Here is a 19,109-nt window from a genome sequence, read left to right on the forward strand (position 1 = left end):
TATGCTTGAAGATATCATTAAGTCTTACTTGTATACGCAGTATAACGATGATGATGATCTCCAGGCATTCGTCTCTGCGTATAACACAATGGCGCAGGACATTTATTCATGGATGATTAACGCCAACCTGCCGATCTTTGTCGGCGGGTATAATGCTGGTGACCAGTTAAAATGGATAGCCAGGGGGATTTATGGCGTTAAGCCGCCGGTGCTGGTCAGTGGAAAGCAATCCGTATTCGGCCCTTACAACGCCGTCCTGTTCAACCAGTTACCATTCAATGGCAGAAAGGTAGTTAATCAGTCAGAGCAGGTTGTCGTTTCAGATGATCTGTTTAAGCGCATCATGACGTGGAATTTCTACAAAGGTGATGGGTATTACTTTACCATCCCATGGTTAAAGCGTCGGATAATGAGATTTCTTACCGGGGTTGATGGCGTTGACGTCGTTAACGATCAGAGGTGGAGTATCTCGGTCTTGCTCTCAAGTTCAGGGGCAAGCATCTCAATAATTAAGGGATTCTGGAGGTTAACAGACGCCTCCATGTTTAATCACTTCACTTATAACTCACAGGCTTTTAATCAAAACAAAAGCGTCTTGATAAAAAGCACGGACTATGAATATGCATCGTTATTCAAGCAGGCCTTTGATAGCGGCCTGCTACACATGCCATTTTACCAACCCGTGAGCGTGACTATCATTGGTTGAATTGTTATTATGCTGCCACTTAATTGCGTCCTGGCAAGGGGGAGCTAAATGTTTGTAAAACATATAATATCTACATTGCTTGTGTTTCTGTTTTTGATGACCCAAGCGTGGGGGGGAGAACAACTTTCACCACAGGATCAAGATGAATACAATCAGATGTTAAACGAGATAAGAACCACAGGAATCAAGCCAACGGACTCTAATATTTACAACATGTGCGCCGCCTCATCCCTTCTTATTACAAATGCCGCAAATGATGCAATGAGTGGACAGTACTCTGGCGATCGCATGATTGGCGATATGTTGCTTATATCGCATGATGAATATAGGGATATGGTAAAGGCGCTGATAAAAAGCAATGCTGTAATTGATATTAAGAAAGATCCAAATTCTTTTGATGCGAATTTTCAAATGAAATGCCGGGCATCACCTGAAACCTATATAAAGAAATACAATGAAATATTTAGGTTAAAGATGTCGGAAAGTGATTTAAAAAATCAGTGGTAGTGATAAACATAGAAAAATAAACCCGCTTCGGCGGGTTTTTTATTACCAAAATCCCGGAGGATAAATGGCACTCACACTCTTAGCCGCTAATAATGCACAAACAGTGCTGGCGGCCGGAATAAACTCGTCTGCAACGTCACTCATCGTCAACACTGGCACGGGTGCTCTGTTCCCGTCCCCGGCTTCCGGGACGAGCTTCTTTAAGCTTACTATTGTTGATTCTGCTACGGGCTCTCTCTCTGAAATTGTTCATGTAACTGAACGAACTGGTGATTCGATGACGATCGAACGCGGGCAGGAGGGCACTGTTGCCCGAGCATGGTCCGCAAATGATATCGCCGCGAACATGATGACGGCTGGAACGCTATCTTATCTGTTAACGAATTTTCAGCCTCTGGATTCCACTTTAACAGCTCTTGCTACGCTTGTCGGAGCTGCAAATAAGTTGCCGTACTTTAACGGCGTTGACTCTGCAGCACTCACCGATCTTACTGCGGTTGGTCGTGACATCATCGGTAAAAAAACGGCTGCTGACATTCTCACATACCTTGGTTTGGGAGAAGGCTCTGCATTACCTGTAGGCGCCCCAATTCCCTGGCCTTCAGATTCAACACCATTTGGTTATGCGTTAATGCAGGGACAATCTTTTGATACTTCTGTTTATCCTCTTCTGACTGTGGCTTATCCATCTGGGGTGATACCTGATATGCGGGGGCAGACCATCAAGGGGAAACCAGCCAGTGGTCGCGCTGTATTGTCTCTGGAACAGGACGAGATCAAATCACACACGCACAGTGCGTCCGCTGATAATACAGACTTGGGTACAAAAACTTCATCGTCATTTGATTACGGTACTAAAACAGCCAGTACGTTTGACTATGGCACGAAAACGACAAATACAACGGGGGCGCATGCACATACGCTGCCTGTACTTAATGAAGAAAAAGGTGATGGAAGCAACGCTGCGGGGGCTACGGGGTTTACGGTTGGAACCGCAACAACATCGTCTACTGGGGCACATGCCCATACGGTTGACATTGGCGCACATAATCACACCGTAAATATTGGCGCTCACTCTCATACCGTAGCAATTGGCGTACATAGTCACACGATTACCGTCGCCGCGTCGGGTAACGCAGAAACGACCGTTAAGAACATTGCATTTAACTACATAGTGAGACTCGCATAATGACTTTTAAAATGAGTGAAACCGATCAAACAGTTACTGTTTATAACCTGCGTTCCGATACGAATGAATTTATTGGTTCCGGTGACGCTTTTATTCCTGCACATACCGGACTGCCAGCTAACTGCACCACGATAAAGCCACCGGCAATAAAAGCGGGATTTGTGGCGATTTTTGATTCAGAGAAGCAAAGATGGATTTCCCGTGAGGATCATCGTGGTGAGGTGGTGTTTGATACAGAAAACGGCAACGAACTGGTGATCACCGAGCTAGGCGCATATCCGGAAGGGACAACCACGTTAGCACCGGCTAATACATGGCAAAAATGGAATGGTAAGGCGTGGGTGAATGATGCGAAAGCGATACAGATTGCGTTAGTCAGTGATGCTGACGCTGAAAAGAAAAAATTGTTGGCACAAGCTAATAATAGTATTGCAACATTACAAGATGCAGTTGATTTCGATATGGCTACTGCCGAAGAAAAAACACTACTTATGGCTTTCAAGAAATATCGCGTTCTGCTAAATCGGATTGACGTTAGCAGGGCACCAGATATCGAATGGCCTGAAGTTCCTGTGTGATATCAGTGCCCCGTAAGGGGCTTTACTAACTGTTTTTTAATTTTAGTTTAAAATTTTTTAATTTCCCATACAGGGAATCTTTTATTGAGAAAGAAGGAACCCAATTGAAACCTGTTCTCCAGGGCCTTGGACTGCCATGAAAACAAACAACGGATACATTTTCAGGAACTTCTCCAGTCGCATTTGGATTTGCCAGAACCGAGTTGTAGCCAATCATTTTATTGGTTGCGATATCACATTTGTAACTTATCACTGAGCCAGGAATGATGTCCTGCCAAAGCATAGGATGAAGGATACTACCAATAAATCCTTGATCTCCCCATTTTTCTTCTGTCTGGCATTCATTCATGATTTTGTCTGGATCTGCAATGAATGCTTCCCATACTTTACGTTTAACTGACACGGGGATCATCATTATTGAAGAATTTACACGTGTTGGATGATTGAATTCACGTAGCATTGTGAAGTCAGTTGCTATTTCAAAAACGTCAAGGTTTCCTGTAACGACAACGTCAATATCAAAATATAGTAAGTCCTGATTACCAATGACAGGATGATCGGGGTTAAATAGTTCAATCTTAGACCACCAACCTGGCCAGTTATAAAGTAACGGTGCCGTTTCCACACCTTCAATAGTTTTTGCATCGGTAAGGCACAAAGACTTTCTACCCCCGAATTGACGATGTAACCATTGCGCGTGCTTAGATGTAAAGTTTTTGCCACAACGTAAAACAGATACAATTAACATAATGTTACTTTCCTTGAATTTCTGCGCCAATTTCCCGCATTTTTTCCAGTACAGCAGCCACATCTTCATCACTTAACGCCAACTGCGCAGCCATAAAAAAGAGGATGTGGGGTGACATTGCGCGGGGCGATTCACCGCCAGTGTATTTACGCCACTGGCTGTTGCTGGCAACACCTGCAAGATCTGCCATTTGAGTACCAGTATAACCGAGTTGCTCTTTAAGGCGGTTGAGATCATCCGGTGTAGGCGGCGTGTAATCGTTAATCAGTCGCATATGTCACCTTTAAAAAAGCCCCTTTCGGGGCTTCTTGTCAGAAAAATTTGAGTAGCACTGTAGTGATGGTGGCTACCGCGCCGATGAGCCCTGTGGCTACAACAATCGGATACCAGGCTGATTCTCTGTTGAGTTTTGACGTCTCAGCAATCAGCTTTGCAATTTCTGCGTTGATTTTTGCTAATTCTGCCTGGGTCATTGCTTTGCTCATGTGTTCTTCCTTTCGGGATTTGGGCTGCGGCCTTTCCGCTACCTCATGTGTTTAAGTATAGCCCCAATGGTGCTACTGGTCAACACTTGTCTCCCCCTTTATCAAAGAAAACTATGTGACGTATAAAATAAATTCTCCATCCTTTCAGAAGGCTGCTAACCCTTGCTTGAAAACAACTTGAATCCACCTTTTCAAAGAATATACTGTATATATAAGGGTCTTCCCTTGTTGTGGTGGCTGAAGGCATGATAATGGTGTATTTAATCGCCAGAGGTCACCGCCATGGACGAAAAGTCCCTCTACGCTCATATTCTCAACCTGTCCGATCCGTGGCAGGTAAAGTCCCTTTCTCTCGATGAAAATGCCGGTTCTGTTACTGTCACTATTGAGATCGCTGAAAACACCCGGCTAGCCTGTCCGACCTGCGGTAAATCCTGTTCTGTTCACGATCACCGTCATCGTAAATGGCGCCATCTTGATACCTGCCAGTTCACCACTATTGTTGAAGCCGATGTTCCACGAATTATGTGTCCGGAGCATGGCTGCCTGACGTTGCCTGTTCCGTGGGCTGGCCCCGGAAGCCGGTATACGTTGCTATTCGAATCGTTCGTTCTCTCATGGCTGAAAATCAGCACCGTTGATGCTGTCAGGAAGCAACTTAAGCTCAGTTGGAATGCGGTTGACGGCATTATGACCCGGGCAGTTAAGCGAGGTCTTGCCCGGATAAAAAAGCCATTATCCGCCCGTCATATGAATGTGGATGAGGTCGCCTTTAAAAAAGGACATCGTTACATAACGGTGATCTCCGATCGCGATGGTCGGGCGCTGGCCTTAACGGATGATCGCGGCACAGAGAGTCTTGCCGGCTATCTTCGCACGCTCACTGATGGGCAGTTGCTGGCTATCAAAACGCTCTCAATGGACATGAACGCGGGCTATATAAGAGCAGCGCGTATCCACTTACCCAGTGCGGTTGAGAAAATCGCCTTTGACCGCTTCCATGTGGCGAAGCAACTGGGCGAGGTAGTTGATAAAACCCGTCAGAATGAACATCCGCACCTCCCTGTTGAAAGCCGACACCAGGCAAAAGGAACCCGCTTCCTGTGGCAGTACAGCGATAAGTGGATGACCGAATCCCGGCAGGAAAAGCTGATGTGGCTGCGTGCACAGATGAAGCTGACGAGCCAGTGCTGGGCGCTGAAAGAGCTGGCAAAGGATATCTGGAACAGGCCATGGAGCGAGGAAAGACGGAGTGACTGGCAGAGATGGTTGGCGCTGGCGGCTAACAGTGACGTTCCCATGATGAAAAATGCCGCGAAAACGATAGGAAAAAGGCTGTACGGGATCCTGAATGCGATGCGACACAGTGTCTCAAACGGAAATGCGGAGGCACTTAACAGCAAGATCAGGCTGCTGAGGATAAAAGCCAGGGGATACCGAAACCGGGAGCGCTTTAAACTGGGGGTGATGTTCCACTACGGAAAGCTGAATATGGCGTTCTGAGCCTTCCCACCATGATCGGGGAAGACCCATATATAAACATTATTTATATGGGGGATTTATGCCGCGACGTTATGACATTGAGGCCGCATTCAGGTCTGCTGTAGTTGTTGAACCCAGCGGTCGCAGAACACTACGAACAGTTGATTTTGTGCGAGAACTTAAAAAGGTTAACTGGGATTTCTCCTTGCGGGATGCAAATGCCTGGATAGAGGCCAGCATAAGCACGTTCAAGGATATTTCCCCTACGGAAGGCGAGGATCGTTTGTTCATGCTCTATAACCCCAACGGAGGGCTATGACATGGGATTCCCATCACCGGCGGCTGACTACATCGATCATCGCATATCGCTTGACGAAAAATTTATTGAACATCCAGCATCTACATACTTCATGAGAGCGGGCCAAACATACTGGCGAGAAGGCATCCAGAATGGTGCCTTGCTGGTCGTGGATAGCTCACTAACACCATGTGATGGCTCTCTGCTCGTTTGTAGGATAGATGATGAGTTAAGGATAAAGCGTTATCGTTTACACCCAAGACCACACCTGGTGAATCTGGAGAGCGGTAAGCGTGAAGATATACCAGGGCAGACTGGTGACTACAACGTATCATCACCGGTATTCGGGGTGATCACCTACATCATCAACGATGCTCGCTCAGGTGAGTTTGATGATTGTCCGGTGATGTGATTACCCGGCATTTCCGTCTATGTAGTCAGCCCACCACTGCATCATTTCACGACGCTTATCGAGATACTGAGCATGGTTGTAAATGCCACGTATTGATCCGCTGTTTGCGTGTGCCAGTTGCTTTTCTATGGCATCAGCAGGCCATTCATGTTCATTCATGATTGTGCTGAACTGGTGCCGGAAGCCGTGTCCGCTTGCCAGGCCTTCATATCCAATCTGCCGAATAACCAGCAGCACGGCGTTCTCGCTAATCGGCTTTGTTTTGTCATTGCGTCCGGCGAAAACGAAACTTGATATCGGCTGAGTTACAGGCTTCAGTGTTTCAAGCAAAGAAATTACCTGGTCTGACATGGGGACAAGGTGAACTCGGCGCCCCTTCATCACCTCTTCACCGATAGTAATCGTCCTGGTTTCAAAATCGACGTTCGACCATTGCATGGACCGGAGTTCTTTAGTCCTCAGTACCGTGTACTGCAAAACCTGTGTTGCAATCTTCGATACGATGCTACCAGAGAAGCCAGATAGAGCTTTGTTGAAGGCCGGAATCTGATCAGCAGGAAGGAAAGGATAGTTCTTCTTGCGATATCCCTTCATTGCATCAGCCAGATCAGGAGCGGGGTTATATTTGGCCCTGCCGGTTACAATGGCGTACCTGAACACTTCCCCGCAGCGCCTCCTTGCCTTATTGGCCCTCTCCATTGCCCCACGGTCTTCAAACCTGCGGATCACTTCCAGTATCTGCATCGGTTCTATCTCGTGAATCTCCATCCCGCCAATCAATGGCAGAATGTCATCCTGGAACATGCGTGACAGTTCTGTGCTGTATACCTCTGACCATACCTGTTTTTTATGCTCGTACCATTCCTTGTATATAGAGCCGAACGAGTTGTCTTTGACTGACAGTTTTTTAGCCTTTACCGGATCTACACCGACAGATACATCCTTTTTCGCAAGCCATGCCTTGTCTCTGGCTTCCTGCAATGACATGAAAGGATATTTGCCTATTGTCATCACCTTCTCTTTACCATCGATCTTGTAACGAAGTTGCCAGACTTTCTTTCCGGTAACCGGCACATAAAGGTAAAGGCCATTGCTGTCGAGCAGCCGGTACGGTTTATCTTTCGGCTTTGCCGCGTCGATCTGCTTGATGGTGAGCATGGGTAAAATTCCGGTGGGTAAAATTATTTACTCGTTTTTTACCCGCCTGACTATGCGGCTGTCAACGTTCTATTGCGAACTATGGCGAACTGGTCTTTTATTTGATGCTTGCTGTGTAAGGGATTTTGCGAACTATTGCGGAGGGCGGCGAACCATAGAATGGTGTCCCCTGCAGGAATCGAACCTGCAACTAGCCCTTAGGAGGGGCTCGTTATATCCATTTAACTAAGGGGACGAAGCGGCACCGAGTATACCGGTTTTTGTTTGCCTCGGTAAGTGAGGGGCCGCCTGACTGTTCAAACCGTCGCCATTCAGGACTGTTTTTCCACCTTTTTCTGCGCGTTGTCTCTTTTTTGCGCCGCTATCCTGGCTTCTTCTTTACGCTTGTTGCTCATATCATTGCGGATCTGCGCGTGGCTCATCAGGGCAAAGATAAAGGTACCGCCGCAAATGTTTCCAGCAAGCGTCGGTAAGGCAAATGGCCAGAGGAAGTTGCTCCAGTGCAGCGTACCGTTAAATACCAGATAGAGAATTTCAACCGAACCCACCACGATGTGAGTGGTATCGCCCAGCGCAATCAGCCACGTCATCAGGATAATCACCACGATCTTCGCTGCGCCCGCTGCCGGGAACATCCAGACCATAGTGGCAATCAGCCAGCCGGAAATAATGGCGTTGGCAAACATTTCCGTGGGGCTGTTTTTCATCACCTCCATGCCTATCTTAACGAACGCATCACGGGTCTCTTCGTTGAAGATAGGCATGTATTCAAAGGCCCACGCTGCAATCGCAGTGCCCAGTACATTCCCCAACAGCACGATGCCCCACAGTCGCATTAACAGGCCCGCGTTACCGAACGTCGGATTTTGCATCACGGGCAACACGGCGGTGACGGTGTTTTCGGTAAATAGCTGCTGACGAGCCATAATGACGATGATAAAACCAAAGGTATAGCCGAGATTTTCCAGCAAGAAACTGCCCGGGACGCCCTTCAGCTCGACGTGGAAGATGCCTTTTGCCAGCAGTGAGGCTCCCATCGAAAGCCCGGCGGCAATGGCTGACCACAACAGCGCCATCGCATCCCGCTCCAGCTCTTTCTCCCCGTCCTGACGGATATGCTCGTGAATCGCCATCGCCCGCGAGGGGAGGCGGTCCTCATCCACTTCTATCTTCTTCCCGCTCTGTTTCTCTTCACTTTCGACGGCTAGCTCGTCGCTATGTGTATCTATCTTGTCGTTTTCATGATCAACCATCATTCATCCCCGGTATGAGCACAGACAAAATAAAGCGTAGCGGTTTTTCGCCTGAACCCCGTCAGGGCATACTCTGAAAACGCAAAAATGGTAACGTTTGTTTTTCGCTATCTCGCTAGAATAGAAGCGCGGCGATTCTGGTGTGACCAGGCTATGATCACATCAACGAGTTCGGTGATATAGACATCGTTTGACGTACTGTTACAATCGCTCACACCTTTACAGGCGGATACGGTAGCGTTCCGTCATGGATGGCAATCAGCGATAGCCATAATTAACAGGGAGACATTTATGAAGCTTCGCCTGTCGGCGCTTGCGCTGGGAACCACACTGCTGGTGGGGTGTGCAAGTTCTGGCACAGAACAGCAGGGGCGTTCAGACCCGTTTGAAGGGTTCAACCGCACCATGTACAACTTCAACTTTAATGTGTTGGATCCGTATATCGTTCGACCGGTGGCTGTCGCCTGGCGTGATTATGTTCCGCAGCCTGCCCGTAATGGTCTGAGCAACTTTACCGGAAACCTGGAAGAACCGGCGGTCATGGTGAACTATTTCCTGCAGGGTGATCCCTATCAGGGGATGGTGCATTTCACCCGTTTCTTCCTCAACACGATTCTGGGGATGGGCGGCTTTATTGACGTCGCCGGTATGGCTAACCAGAAACTGCAGCGCGTTGAGCCACATCGCTTCGGCAGTACCCTCGGCCACTATGGCGTAGGTTACGGTCCTTACGTGCAATTACCGTTCTACGGCAGTTGGACTATTCGTGATGACGGCGGTGATATGGCGGATACGTTCTATCCGGTTCTTTCCTGGCTGACCTGGCCGATGTCTATCGGTAAGTGGACGATTGAAGGGATTGAAACCCGCGCGCAGTTGCTGGATTCCGATGGTTTGCTGCGCCAGTCCTCCGATCCCTACATTATGGTTCGTGAAGCTTACTTCCAGCGTCATGACTTTATCGCGGATGGCGGGAAGCTCAAGCCGCAGGAAAACCCGAACGCGCAGGCGATTCAGGACGAACTGAAAGAGATCGATTCCGAGTGAGTCGATTGGGCAAATAAAAAGGTGAGCAAAAAGCTCACCTTTTTTACATCTGCAACTTTTACATCTGCAACAAATCAGAATGCGTAGTTGAAGTTGGTACCAAAGAGCCAGGCTTTACCTTCGGACTCGAACTGGTATGGACCTTCGCTAATTTTAACGCTCTGACCGTGCATGTAAGAGACGCCAACGTCCACTGAAGCATCTTTATTGAAGGCGTAGGTGGTACCGGCGCTCAGCCAGAAGCGGTCCTGATCCGGAATTGAGATAGAACGGTTTTGAGATGGAACCGGGCTATCATCGAAGGCGATACCGGTACGGAACGTCCAGTTGTCATCGTAGTAGTAGGTGGTACCCAGTGCGATGCGGTAGGCGTCTTTAAAGCCTTCATCTTTCTGGAACAACGTCTGACCACTGGTGGATTTCGCTTTCAGCTCCTGGAACTGACTCCAGCTGGTATAGGCCAGGCTGTAGTGAATAGCCCACTGCGGCGCCACGCGGTTATAACCCGACACTTCCCACATTTCTGGCAGGTTCAGGGTCAGATAACCCGACTGGGTTGCGCCGCCGGTAGCGGTCGGGATGCCCAGGTTGTAGTTGTTGATCGCTGGCGGCAGATCGCTGCTGTAGTTGCCTTTAAAATCAATTTTGACTTCCGAACGGTAGGTCAAGGCGTAGCGGTTGTTCTTATCCAGTTCATACAGGATCCCGGCGTTCCAGCCGAAGCCCCATTGGTTACCGTTCAGGTGGGCAATTTTAGTATCGCTCGGGATGCCGTTTGCGGTGGCAGCCAGTTGCTGACCCTGCGGCGTTTGTCCGGCAGGCGATTGCATTACCTGACCGGCGACCAGTTGACCCAGGTCACCGGCGAAGCGTTCGATTTTCGCCCGTGCATAAACGGCGTTCAGACCGAGACCAAAGCTCCAGGCGTCATCCAGGCGATAAGCACCGCTCAAGTTGAGGTTCATGGTTTCAAGGTCGGTGGTACCGCCGACAGAACCGCCCGCGTAGGTATCGTTAAACTCTGTCGCCAGACCGTAGTTAGAGGTAATTGATGCTCCCCAACCGAACTGATCGTTAATTGGCGCAACAAAGTGCGCGTTTGGCACCCATGCCGTTGGTGCGATGTTATCCGCATCAAGGCTACGGCCAGACGGCGAGCGTCCGCTGATGTTGACGTCCGGATCGATATAGACCGCACCCGCAGAAAACGTTGGGCGATCGAACATCGTGATCAGCGCTGGGTTACGGCTGACGTTACCTGCATCGTCTGCGATAGCGCCTTCACCCGAATAAGCCCGGCCGAGGCCAGAGGAAGAAAATTCGTTTAACTGAAAGCCTGCAGACCAGGCCTGGGTGGAGATAATTGCCACTGCGACTGCGAGAGCAGACTTTGTTAACAGGGTTTTCTGGCTCATGACCATAACCTCAATTGATTTATTTTTATACAAACTATGTTACATGGTGTAACAGGAGCGCGAAGTGTAGGGTCTGTGGTACGACTTAGAAATCAGACCAGTGGCGTGAGTATAGGTCTGACCAGATGAAATGTTGCAAGTATGTTTATAAGTTTTTTCAATTGTGATCTTAAAAACGCGATCCAGCTGGCAAAATTGACGGTTTGCGCACTCATTCTTTTGGGTGAAATTTGTTCTGGATCATTTTTAAGTGTGATTTCGGTCACTTATCGCATTTCGCACAATTAACAACTGGAGAGGCGAATGTGGGGAGCGTAAAATATCCCCATCGTTTATCTGGCACCCTGGGTGCAAAATACAGAGGAAATCTACAATGAGTAAATGCAGTGCTGATGAAACCCCGGTTTGCTGCTGTATGGATGTTGGTACCATCATGGACAACTCCGATTGCACCGCATCATACAGCCGCGTGTTCGCTAACCGCGCAGATGCAGAAGAGACGCTGGCGGCGCTGACCGAAAAAGCGCGTAGCGTGGAATCAGAACCGTGCAAAATCACCTCAACCTTCACCGAAGAGTCTGACGGTGTGCGTCTGGATATCGATTTTGTCTTCGCCTGTGAAGCCGAAACCCTGATCTTCCAGCTGGGTCTGCGTTAATCCCGCCTCGTTGTTTTTGATGCCCCGGTGATTTTTCCCGGGGCATTTTCATTTCAGGCAGTGATTATTCACTGTGCCATAGCTCTCACTTTCTTTGCGCACCGCTTGGCTAAATGTAAAAAATTGGTTAAGACTATGATCAGGTCAGACCACTTATTTTATTTTTACAGGGGAGTGTTATGCGTCAGGTTTTACCGCTGGTCACCCGTCAGGGCGATCGCATCGCCATTGTGAGCGGATTACGTACGCCTTTTGCCCGTCAGGCGACCGCCTATCATGGCATTCCCGCCGTCGATCTCGGCAAAATGGTGGTTGGCGAACTGCTTGCGCGCAGTGAAATCCCTGCCGATGTTATTGAGCAACTGGTTTTTGGGCAGGTCGTCCAGATGCCGGAAGCGCCGAACATTGCCCGTGAAATTGTGCTCGGGACCGGGATGAATGTGCATACCGATGCCTACAGCGTCAGTCGTGCCTGTGCGACCAGTTTTCAGGCCGTCGCTAACGTTGCGGAAAGCCTGATGGCCGGTACTATTCGTGCAGGTATCGCCGGCGGGGCGGACTCTTCTTCGGTGCTGCCCATTGGCGTCAGCAAAAAACTGGCGCGGGTGCTGGTTGATGTCAACAAAGCCCGCACGATGGGGCAGCGTCTGCAACTCTTTTCCCGTCTGCGCTTGCGCGATCTGATGCCCGTCCCGCCTGCCGTGGCGGAGTACTCTACCGGCCTGCGAATGGGCGATACCGCCGAACAGATGGCGAAAACCTACGGCATTACCCGTGAACAACAGGATGCTCTGGCGCATCGCTCTCATCAGCGCGCCGCCCAGGCGTGGGCAGAAGGAAAGCTGGCCGATGAGGTGATGACCACCTACACGCCGCCTTTTAAAGATCCCCTGTCTGAAGATAACAATATTCGCGGCAACTCCACGCTGGCGGACTATGCCAGACTGCGTCCGGCATTTGACCGGAAACATGGCAGCGTAACGGCGGCAAACAGTACACCGCTGACGGATGGCGCGGCGGCGGTCATCCTGATGACGGAATCCCGTGCCAAAGAGTTGGGGCTGGTTCCGCTCGGCTATCTGCGCAGCTACGCGTTTACCGCAATTGATGTCTGGCAGGATATGTTGCTGGGACCGGCCTGGTCCACGCCGCTGGCGCTGGAACGTGCGGGGATCACGATGGCCGATCTGACGCTTTTCGATATGCACGAAGCCTTTGCCGCGCAGACGCTGGCGAATCTCCAGTTACTCGGTAGTGAGCGCTTTGCCCGTGAGGTGCTCGGTCGGTCCCATGCCACCGGTGAAGTCGATGACAGCAAATTTAACGTACTCGGCGGCTCGATTGCCTTTGGACATCCGTTTGCCGCGACGGGCGTGAGGATGATTACGCAAACCCTGCACGAATTACGCCGGCGCGGTGGCGGCTTGGGTCTGGTCACCGCCTGTGCGGCGGGTGGACTGGGTGCGGCAATGGTTCTGGAGGCGGAATAATGGAAACGACATCGGCTTTTACGCTTAACGTTCGTCTGGACAACGTCGCCGTCATTTCCGTTGATGTCTCAGGAGAAAAGATGAACACCCTCAAGGCGGAATTCGCCTCCGAGGTTCGGGTCATACTTAAACAGATCCGTGAAAACAAGGCGATTCGCGGCGTCGTGATCGTTTCCGCGAAAGCGGACAATTTCATTGCCGGGGCGGATATCAATATGATTAGTCGCTGCAAAAGCGCGCAAGAAGCGGAAACGCTGGCGCGACAGGGGCAGCAACTGATGGCTGAGATCAACGCGCTGCCGATCCCGGTGGTTGCCGCCATTCACGGAGCCTGTCTGGGCGGCGGGCTTGAACTGGCGCTGGCCTGTCATGCGCGTGTCTGTACGGATGATGCGAAAACGGTTCTCGGTTTACCGGAAGTTCAACTGGGACTGCTACCGGGTTCAGGCGGCACCCAACGGCTTCCGCGACTGGTAGGCGTCAGTACGGCACTGGATATGATCCTCACCGGTAAGCAACTTCGCGCGAAGCAGGCGTTGAAAGCGGGGCTGGTGGACGAGGTGGTTCCGCAGACGATCCTGCTGGACGCCGCCGTGGAATGGGCGAAAAAAGATCGCCCCAGTCATCGATCCCTTCCGGTTCGTGAACGTATTCTGGCGGGCCCACTTGGGCGAGCGTTGCTGTTCCGCATGGTCGACAAGAAAACAGAACAGAAAACTCAGGGTAACTACCCGGCGACAGAACGCATTTTGCAGGTGATTGAAACGGGACTGGCGCAGGGCAGCAGCAGCGGCTATGACGCGGAAGCGCGCGCATTTGGCGAGCTGGCGATGACGCCGCAATCCCAGGCGTTACGTAATATCTTTTTTGCCAGTACGGACGTGAAAAAGGATCCGGGCAGTGAGGTTTCGCCAGGACCGTTACGCAGCGTCGGCGTATTAGGCGGCGGGCTGATGGGCGGGGGCATTGCATACGTTACTGCCTGTAAAGGTGGCTTGCCAGTTCGCATCAAAGACATTAATCCCAAAGGAATCAATCACGCACTGAAATACAGCTGGGATCAGCTTGAAACGAAGGTACGTCGCCGGCATATCAAAGCCAGCGAGCGTGACAAACAGCTGGCGCTGATTTCAGGTTCGGTGGACTATCGCGGCTTTTCCCATCGCGATGTGGTTATTGAGGCGGTGTTTGAAGATCTGTCGTTAAAACAACAGATGGTGGCGGAAGTTGAGCAAAATTGCGCATCTCACACCATTTTTGCGTCCAATACCTCATCTTTACCCATTGGCGATATTGCAGAAAAAGCGGCCAGACCCGAGCAGGTGATAGGTCTGCACTTCTTTAGCCCGGTTGAGAAAATGCCGCTGGTGGAGGTGATCCCGCATGCCACGACGTCGGGGCAAACCATCGCCACCACGGTTAAGTTGGCGAAAAAACAGGGCAAAACACCGATTGTGGTGCGTGATAAGGCTGGATTCTACGTAAACCGTATTCTTGCACCGTATATCAATGAAGCGATTCGCCTGCTAACCGAAGGCGAGCGGGTCGAACAGATCGACAGCGCACTGGTAAAGTTTGGTTTTCCTGTTGGGCCAATCCAACTTTTGGATGAGGTCGGAATCGACACAGGCACTAAAATTATACCGATACTGGAAGCCGCTTATGGCGAGCGTTTTAGCGCCCCTGCAAATGTTGTTTCATCAATATTGAATGACGATCGCAAAGGTAGAAAAAATGGTCGGGGTTTCTATCTTTATGGGGCGAAAGGGCGTAAAAGCAAAAAACAGGTCGACCCCGCAATTTATAGGCTTATTGGCGCGCAGGGGCAAAGTCGGCTCTCCACCCAGCAGATTGCGGAACGTTGCGTCATGTTAATGCTCAATGAGGCGGCGCGCTGCTTCGATGAGCAGGTGATCCGTAGCGCGCGCGATGGTGACATCGGCGCGGTGTTTGGTATTGGTTTTCCTCCGTTTCTCGGTGGCCCGTTCCGTTATATGGATTCTCTCGGCGCGGGTGAAGTGGTTGCGGTATTGCAACGTCTGGCTTCGCTGTATGGTCCACGGTTTTTGCCGTGCGATACGCTGTTACAGATGGCGGAGCGGGGTGAAAGTTTCTGGAAAGCAGATGCAACTGACCTGAATTAACAAGGTCAAATGTAAGGTAAATCCGTACTGAATGGTTGTGGTTTGGTTAAATTGTAAACACAGATTGACTATACTTACGCCATTGAGGTAAAACACAGCGTTTCATTCAGTGAACGGATAAGGCACAATGCCGGCCACTGCATTACAGCAACCCTGAGAGGTTTTAGCTGGGGTGCGTGTGATTCTGGTTAACAAAAGCGGTGCAATATGCAAGTTTTTATCATGCGTCACGGCGACGCGGCCCTCGATGCCGCCAGTGATTCGGTTCGTCCCTTAACCACCTGTGGTTGTGATGAATCCCGCCTTATGGCGAACTGGCTGAAAGGTCAAAAAGTGGATATCGAACGTGTTCTGGTGAGCCCGTTCCTGCGAGCCGAACAAACGTTGGATGTGGTAGGGGGATGCATGAACCTGCCAGGCGACGTGGATGTTTTGCCGGAGTTGACTCCCTGCGGCGATGTCGGTCTGGTCAGCGCTTATTTACAAGCTCTGGCCAATGAAGGTGTCGCCACCGCACTGGTGATTTCCCACCTCCCGTTAGTGGGTTACCTGGTGTCCGAGCTGTGCCCAGGCGAAACGCCGCCGATGTTTACCACCTCAGCGATTGCCAGTGTAACGCTGGATGACAGCGGAAAAGGGGTATTCAACTGGCAGATGAGTCCGTGTAACCTCAAAATGGCGAAAGCGATTTAACCTGTCGTCTTATCCTGTATCGGGATGAGGTTTGTCATACTCTCAAAGAGCCGCTGATGCGGCTCTTGTTGTTTTTGCGCTCAGGGCAGTTCCGGCGGTGCCCACTCTTCCACCTCGATCAGCACCAGCAGCGCGGCATCGCCGCCGTACTCTTTTGGTGCTTGATGGAAAGCCATGACATGCGGATGTTGCGCCAGCCACAGGGGCGTCTGTTGCTTCAGCACATGTTTGCCGTGACCGTGCATCACACAGGCGCAAAACACATGCTCCCGTCGACAGGCGGCAATCAGCGCGCCCAGTTCCTGCTTGGCCTGAAGCTGCGTCAGACCGTGTAAATCGAGAAACAATTCCGGAGAGTAATCGCCACGACGCATTTTCTTCAGTTCGAAATGGCTGACGTCAGGACGAACATATTTCACCGGGCCTTCCGTATTCAGCAGCGGCTGAAACTCATCAGAGAAATAGTGGCTGGCATCGGCCTGCTCAGAAAGCAGTCGCTTAACCGGAACTTCGGTGACCTTTTTACGTAGCGGGCGATGAACAATCGTGTCCTGTTTAATCTGACGGGTGCCGGTCATCAACTGTCGGAACAGCGCCTGGTCCTCCTCGCTGAGCGATGTTTTCTTTTTCATTCTGCGGTCTCATCTTTTTTTATTATCCGCTAGTTTACCCGACTCGATGCGGATGCGAATGCTCAAAACGCAATTTTCACCCGCTACCCCTGCGTGATTGCTGATTTATCGCCGTCTTCATGGCAAACTAGCCGCCGAAATTAATGCGAGCATGCCCTGGAGGAACAAATGGATAAAATTTTCGTTGATGAAGCAGTGAGTGATCTGCATACCATTCAGGACATGTTGCGCTGGGCGGTTAGCCGTTTTAGTGCGGCGAATATCTGGTACGGTCATGGTACGGATAACCCGTGGGATGAAGCCGTACAGCTGGTACTGCCCTCGTTGTATCTGCCGCTGGATATTCCCGAAGATATGCGCACCGCGCGCCTGACCTCCAGCGAACGCCACCGTATTGTTGAGCGCGTGATCCGTCGCGTGAACGAACGTATCCCGGTGGCCTATCTGACCAATAAAGCCTGGTTCTGCGGCCATGAGTTCTATGTCGATGAACGCGTGCTGGTGCCGCGCTCTCCGATTGGCGAGCTGATCAACAACCGCTTTGCGGGTCTGATTGCACAACAACCTCACCACATACTGGATATGTGTACGGGTAGCGGTTGTATCGCTATTGCCTGCGCCTACGCCTTCCCGGAAGCGGAAGTGGACGCGGTAGATATCTCGGCAGACGCGCTGGCCGTGACGGAACGCAACATTGAAGAGCACGGTCTGATCCATCACGTCACGCCCATTCGCTCCGATCTGTTCCGCGACCTGCCTAAGGTCCAGTACGACCTGATCGTGACCAACCCACCGTACGTTGACGCGGAAGATATGTCCGATCTGCCTAATGAATATCGTCATGAGCCGGAACTGGGGCTGGCGTCCGGTACTGACGGCCTGAAACTCACCCGTCGCATTCTGGGCAACGCGCCGGATTACCTGTCTGATGACGGTATTCTGATTTGTGAAGTCGGTAACAGCATGGTACATCTGATGGAACAATACCCGGATGTGCCGTTCACCTGGCTGGAATTTGACAATGGCGGCGATGGCGTCTTTATGCTGACCAAAGCCGAATTGATCGCTGCCCGCGAGCACTTCAGCCTCTATAAAGATTAAACCACAACGACAACAACGAGACCGCAATGGCAGGAAATACAATTGGACAACTCTTTCGTGTAACCACCTTCGGCGAATCGCACGGGCTGGCGCTCGGTTGTATCGTCGACGGTGTGCCGCCGGGCATTCCGCTGACGGAAGCTGACCTGCAACACGATCTCGACAGACGTCGCCCTGGCACGTCACGTTACACAACGCAGCGTCGTGAACCGGATCAGGTCAAAATCCTTTCCGGCGTGTTTGAAGGCGTAACGACAGGCACCAGCATTGGGCTGCTGATTGAAAACACCGATCAGCGTTCACAGGACTACAGCGCCATCAAGGACGTGTTTCGTCCCGGACACGCGGATTACACCTACGAGCAGAAATATGGTCTGCGCGATTATCGTGGCGGCGGACGTTCCTCAGCACGAGAAACCGCGATGCGCGTGGCGGCAGGGGCGATTGCTAAAAAATATCTCACTGAAAAATTTGGCATTATCATTCAGGGCTGTCTGACCCAGATGGGCGACATTCCGCTGGCGATCAAAGACTGGTCGCAGGTAGAGCTTAACCCTTTCTTCTGTCCGGACCCGGATAAGATTGAGGTGCTGGATGAACTGATGCGTGCGCTGAAAAAAGAGGGCGATTCCATCGGCGCGAAGGTAACCGTGGTCGCCAGCGGCGTACCGGCAGGGCTGGGCGAGCCGGTCTTTGATCGTCTCGATGCCGACATCGCCCACGCGCTGATGAGCATCAACGCGGTGAAAGGCGTCGAAATTGGCGACGGGTTTGACGTCGTGGCGCTTCGCGGTAGCCAGAACCGTGACGAAATCACCAAAGATGGGTTCCAGAGCAATCATGCTGGCGGTATTCTGGGCGGGATCAGCAGCGGTCAGCAGATCGTGGCCCACATGGCGCTGAAACCGACGTCCAGTATTACCGTCCCAGGGCGCACCATTAATCGCTTTGGCGAAGAGGTGGAGATGATCACCAAAGGACGCCACGATCCGTGCGTGGGGATCCGCGCCGTACCGATCGCGGAAGCGATGCTGGCGATCGTGCTGATGGATCACCTGTTACGTCAACGGGCGCAAAATGCGGATGTCAAAACGGATATTCCACGCTGGTAAG

Annotated in this window: 20 protein-coding genes and 1 tRNA gene; 14 read left to right on the forward strand and 7 right to left on the reverse strand. The window is 51.0% G+C overall.

Annotated features, from left to right (window positions below; genetic code table 11):
- Window position 1 precedes the first annotated feature (1 nt).
- The 4 genes from GBC03_12570 (at window position 2) to GBC03_12585 (ending at window position 2,980) form a co-directional block, all read left to right on the forward strand.
- Window positions 2–706 carry a hypothetical protein gene (locus GBC03_12570; GenBank protein ID QFS70977.1) on the forward strand — a complete coding sequence of 235 codons (705 nt, stop codon included), beginning with the start codon at window positions 2–4 and terminating at the stop codon, window positions 704–706.
- Between the two features lie 156 nt (window positions 707–862).
- Window positions 863–1,213: a hypothetical protein gene (locus GBC03_12575; GenBank protein ID QFS73987.1), complete on the forward strand. Its 351-nt coding sequence runs from the start codon at window positions 863–865 to the stop codon at window positions 1,211–1,213.
- Between the two features lie 64 nt (window positions 1,214–1,277).
- A complete protein-coding gene (locus GBC03_12580) occupies window positions 1,278–2,402 on the forward strand; it encodes a phage tail protein (GenBank protein ID QFS70978.1) in 1,125 nt (374 codons plus the stop codon).
- Complete coding sequence (locus tag GBC03_12585; GenBank protein ID QFS70979.1) at window positions 2,402–2,980, forward strand: tail fiber assembly protein; 579 nt, start codon at window positions 2,402–2,404, stop codon at window positions 2,978–2,980. The genes GBC03_12580 and GBC03_12585 overlap by 1 nt, the downstream gene beginning before the upstream one ends.
- A gap of 25 nt (window positions 2,981–3,005) precedes the next feature.
- On the opposite strand, the gene GBC03_12590 is transcribed toward GBC03_12585, so the two are convergent.
- Together GBC03_12590 and GBC03_12595 are read right to left on the reverse strand one after the other, a co-directional pair.
- Window positions 3,006–3,728, reverse strand: a complete 723-nt coding sequence (locus GBC03_12590) for a hypothetical protein (protein ID QFS70980.1) — start codon at window positions 3,726–3,728, stop codon at window positions 3,006–3,008.
- Window positions 3,729–3,732: 4 nt separating this feature from the next.
- Window positions 3,733–4,002 (reverse strand): XRE family transcriptional regulator, encoded by a 270-nt coding sequence (locus tag GBC03_12595; GenBank protein QFS70981.1) that lies wholly within the window; start codon window positions 4,000–4,002, stop codon window positions 3,733–3,735.
- A 493-nt stretch (window positions 4,003–4,495) separates the two neighbouring features.
- Here GBC03_12595 and GBC03_12600 point away from each other — a divergent pair, with 493 nt between their 5' ends.
- From GBC03_12600 to GBC03_12610, 3 genes are read left to right on the forward strand one after another with little or no spacing between them, the layout of a single operon-like run.
- A complete protein-coding gene (locus GBC03_12600) occupies window positions 4,496–5,716 on the forward strand; it encodes an ISL3-like element ISKox3 family transposase (GenBank protein ID QFS70982.1) in 1,221 nt (406 codons plus the stop codon).
- Between the two features lie 58 nt (window positions 5,717–5,774).
- Window positions 5,775–6,014 carry a DNA polymerase V gene (locus GBC03_12605; GenBank protein QFS70983.1) on the forward strand — a complete coding sequence of 80 codons (240 nt, stop codon included), beginning with the start codon at window positions 5,775–5,777 and terminating at the stop codon, window positions 6,012–6,014.
- 1 nt (window position 6,015) lies between these two features.
- Window positions 6,016–6,405, forward strand: a complete 390-nt coding sequence (locus GBC03_12610; GenBank protein QFS70984.1) for a LexA family transcriptional regulator — start codon at window positions 6,016–6,018, stop codon at window positions 6,403–6,405.
- Here GBC03_12610 and GBC03_12615 read toward each other — a convergent pair whose 3' ends face one another.
- From GBC03_12615 to GBC03_12625, 3 genes are all read right to left on the reverse strand, one after another.
- On the reverse strand, window positions 6,406–7,563 hold the full coding sequence (locus tag GBC03_12615) for a tyrosine-type recombinase/integrase (protein ID QFS70985.1): 1,158 nt from the start codon (window positions 7,561–7,563) through the stop codon (window positions 6,406–6,408).
- A 160-nt stretch (window positions 7,564–7,723) separates the two neighbouring features.
- A tRNA-Arg gene (locus tag GBC03_12620) sits at window positions 7,724–7,798 on the reverse strand.
- Between the two features lie 76 nt (window positions 7,799–7,874).
- A complete protein-coding gene (locus GBC03_12625; protein ID QFS73988.1) occupies window positions 7,875–8,816 on the reverse strand; it encodes a hypothetical protein in 942 nt (313 codons plus the stop codon).
- Between the two features lie 291 nt (window positions 8,817–9,107).
- Here GBC03_12625 and mlaA point away from each other — a divergent pair, with 291 nt between their 5' ends.
- Window positions 9,108–9,863 (forward strand): phospholipid-binding lipoprotein MlaA, encoded by a 756-nt coding sequence (gene mlaA / locus GBC03_12630; GenBank protein QFS70986.1) that lies wholly within the window; start codon window positions 9,108–9,110, stop codon window positions 9,861–9,863.
- A gap of 74 nt (window positions 9,864–9,937) precedes the next feature.
- Here mlaA and fadL read toward each other — a convergent pair whose 3' ends face one another.
- Entirely contained in the window at window positions 9,938–11,278 is a 1,341-nt protein-coding gene (gene fadL, locus GBC03_12635) for a long-chain fatty acid transporter FadL (protein QFS70987.1), read from the reverse strand.
- Window positions 11,279–11,651: 373 nt separating this feature from the next.
- Between fadL and GBC03_12640 the strand changes: the two genes are divergently transcribed.
- From GBC03_12640 to sixA, 4 genes are all read left to right on the forward strand, one after another.
- On the forward strand, window positions 11,652–11,936 hold the full coding sequence (locus tag GBC03_12640) for a DUF406 family protein (GenBank protein QFS70988.1): 285 nt from the start codon (window positions 11,652–11,654) through the stop codon (window positions 11,934–11,936).
- A gap of 179 nt (window positions 11,937–12,115) precedes the next feature.
- Window positions 12,116–13,426, forward strand: coding sequence for an acetyl-CoA C-acyltransferase FadI (gene fadI / locus GBC03_12645; GenBank protein ID QFS70989.1), 1,311 nt, complete (start codon window positions 12,116–12,118; stop codon window positions 13,424–13,426).
- Complete coding sequence (fadJ, locus tag GBC03_12650) at window positions 13,426–15,570, forward strand: fatty acid oxidation complex subunit alpha FadJ (protein QFS70990.1); 2,145 nt, start codon at window positions 13,426–13,428, stop codon at window positions 15,568–15,570. The genes fadI and fadJ overlap by 1 nt, the downstream gene beginning before the upstream one ends.
- Before the next feature lie 207 nt (window positions 15,571–15,777).
- Window positions 15,778–16,263 (forward strand): phosphohistidine phosphatase SixA, encoded by a 486-nt coding sequence (gene sixA, locus GBC03_12655; protein ID QFS70991.1) that lies wholly within the window; start codon window positions 15,778–15,780, stop codon window positions 16,261–16,263.
- Window positions 16,264–16,343: 80 nt separating this feature from the next.
- Here sixA and smrB read toward each other — a convergent pair whose 3' ends face one another.
- Complete coding sequence (gene smrB / locus GBC03_12660) at window positions 16,344–16,895, reverse strand: endonuclease SmrB (protein QFS70992.1); 552 nt, start codon at window positions 16,893–16,895, stop codon at window positions 16,344–16,346.
- Window positions 16,896–17,063: 168 nt separating this feature from the next.
- Here smrB and prmB point away from each other — a divergent pair, with 168 nt between their 5' ends.
- Both prmB and aroC read left to right on the forward strand, forming a co-directional pair.
- A complete protein-coding gene (prmB, locus tag GBC03_12665) occupies window positions 17,064–17,996 on the forward strand; it encodes a 50S ribosomal protein L3 N(5)-glutamine methyltransferase (protein ID QFS70993.1) in 933 nt (310 codons plus the stop codon).
- 26 nt (window positions 17,997–18,022) lie between these two features.
- On the forward strand, window positions 18,023–19,108 hold the full coding sequence (aroC, locus tag GBC03_12670) for a chorismate synthase (GenBank protein QFS70994.1): 1,086 nt from the start codon (window positions 18,023–18,025) through the stop codon (window positions 19,106–19,108).
- Window position 19,109 lies beyond the last annotated feature (1 nt).

It is taken from the genome of Citrobacter telavivensis (genome assembly GCA_009363175.1).
In the GTDB taxonomy this organism is placed as follows: domain Bacteria; phylum Pseudomonadota; class Gammaproteobacteria; order Enterobacterales; family Enterobacteriaceae; genus Citrobacter_A; species Citrobacter_A telavivensis.

What these genes read in the sequence shown, in the direction of transcription:
- GBC03_12570 (QFS70977.1), top strand. Translation starts at nt 2, where the DNA reads ATGCTTGAAGATATCATTAAGTCTTACTTGTATACGCAGTATAACGAT.
- GBC03_12575 (QFS73987.1), top strand. Translation starts at nt 863, where the DNA reads ATGTTAAACGAGATAAGAACCACAGGAATCAAGCCAACGGACTCTAAT.
- GBC03_12580 (QFS70978.1), top strand. Translation starts at nt 1,278, where the DNA reads ATGGCACTCACACTCTTAGCCGCTAATAATGCACAAACAGTGCTGGCG.
- GBC03_12585 (QFS70979.1), top strand. Translation starts at nt 2,402, where the DNA reads ATGACTTTTAAAATGAGTGAAACCGATCAAACAGTTACTGTTTATAAC.
- GBC03_12590 (QFS70980.1), bottom strand. Translation starts at nt 3,728, where the DNA reads ATGTTAATTGTATCTGTTTTACGTTGTGGCAAAAACTTTACATCTAAG.
- GBC03_12595 (QFS70981.1), bottom strand. Translation starts at nt 4,002, where the DNA reads ATGCGACTGATTAACGATTACACGCCGCCTACACCGGATGATCTCAAC.
- GBC03_12600 (QFS70982.1), top strand. Translation starts at nt 4,496, where the DNA reads ATGGACGAAAAGTCCCTCTACGCTCATATTCTCAACCTGTCCGATCCG.
- GBC03_12605 (QFS70983.1), top strand. Translation starts at nt 5,775, where the DNA reads ATGCCGCGACGTTATGACATTGAGGCCGCATTCAGGTCTGCTGTAGTT.
- GBC03_12610 (QFS70984.1), top strand. Translation starts at nt 6,016, where the DNA reads ATGGGATTCCCATCACCGGCGGCTGACTACATCGATCATCGCATATCG.
- GBC03_12615 (QFS70985.1), bottom strand. Translation starts at nt 7,563, where the DNA reads ATGCTCACCATCAAGCAGATCGACGCGGCAAAGCCGAAAGATAAACCG.
- GBC03_12625 (QFS73988.1), bottom strand. Translation starts at nt 8,816, where the DNA reads ATGGTTGATCATGAAAACGACAAGATAGATACACATAGCGACGAGCTA.
- mlaA (QFS70986.1), top strand. Translation starts at nt 9,108, where the DNA reads ATGAAGCTTCGCCTGTCGGCGCTTGCGCTGGGAACCACACTGCTGGTG.
- fadL (QFS70987.1), bottom strand. Translation starts at nt 11,278, where the DNA reads ATGAGCCAGAAAACCCTGTTAACAAAGTCTGCTCTCGCAGTCGCAGTG.
- GBC03_12640 (QFS70988.1), top strand. Translation starts at nt 11,652, where the DNA reads ATGAGTAAATGCAGTGCTGATGAAACCCCGGTTTGCTGCTGTATGGAT.
- fadI (QFS70989.1), top strand. Translation starts at nt 12,116, where the DNA reads ATGCGTCAGGTTTTACCGCTGGTCACCCGTCAGGGCGATCGCATCGCC.
- fadJ (QFS70990.1), top strand. Translation starts at nt 13,426, where the DNA reads ATGGAAACGACATCGGCTTTTACGCTTAACGTTCGTCTGGACAACGTC.
- sixA (QFS70991.1), top strand. Translation starts at nt 15,778, where the DNA reads ATGCAAGTTTTTATCATGCGTCACGGCGACGCGGCCCTCGATGCCGCC.
- smrB (QFS70992.1), bottom strand. Translation starts at nt 16,895, where the DNA reads ATGAAAAAGAAAACATCGCTCAGCGAGGAGGACCAGGCGCTGTTCCGA.
- prmB (QFS70993.1), top strand. Translation starts at nt 17,064, where the DNA reads ATGGATAAAATTTTCGTTGATGAAGCAGTGAGTGATCTGCATACCATT.
- aroC (QFS70994.1), top strand. Translation starts at nt 18,023, where the DNA reads ATGGCAGGAAATACAATTGGACAACTCTTTCGTGTAACCACCTTCGGC.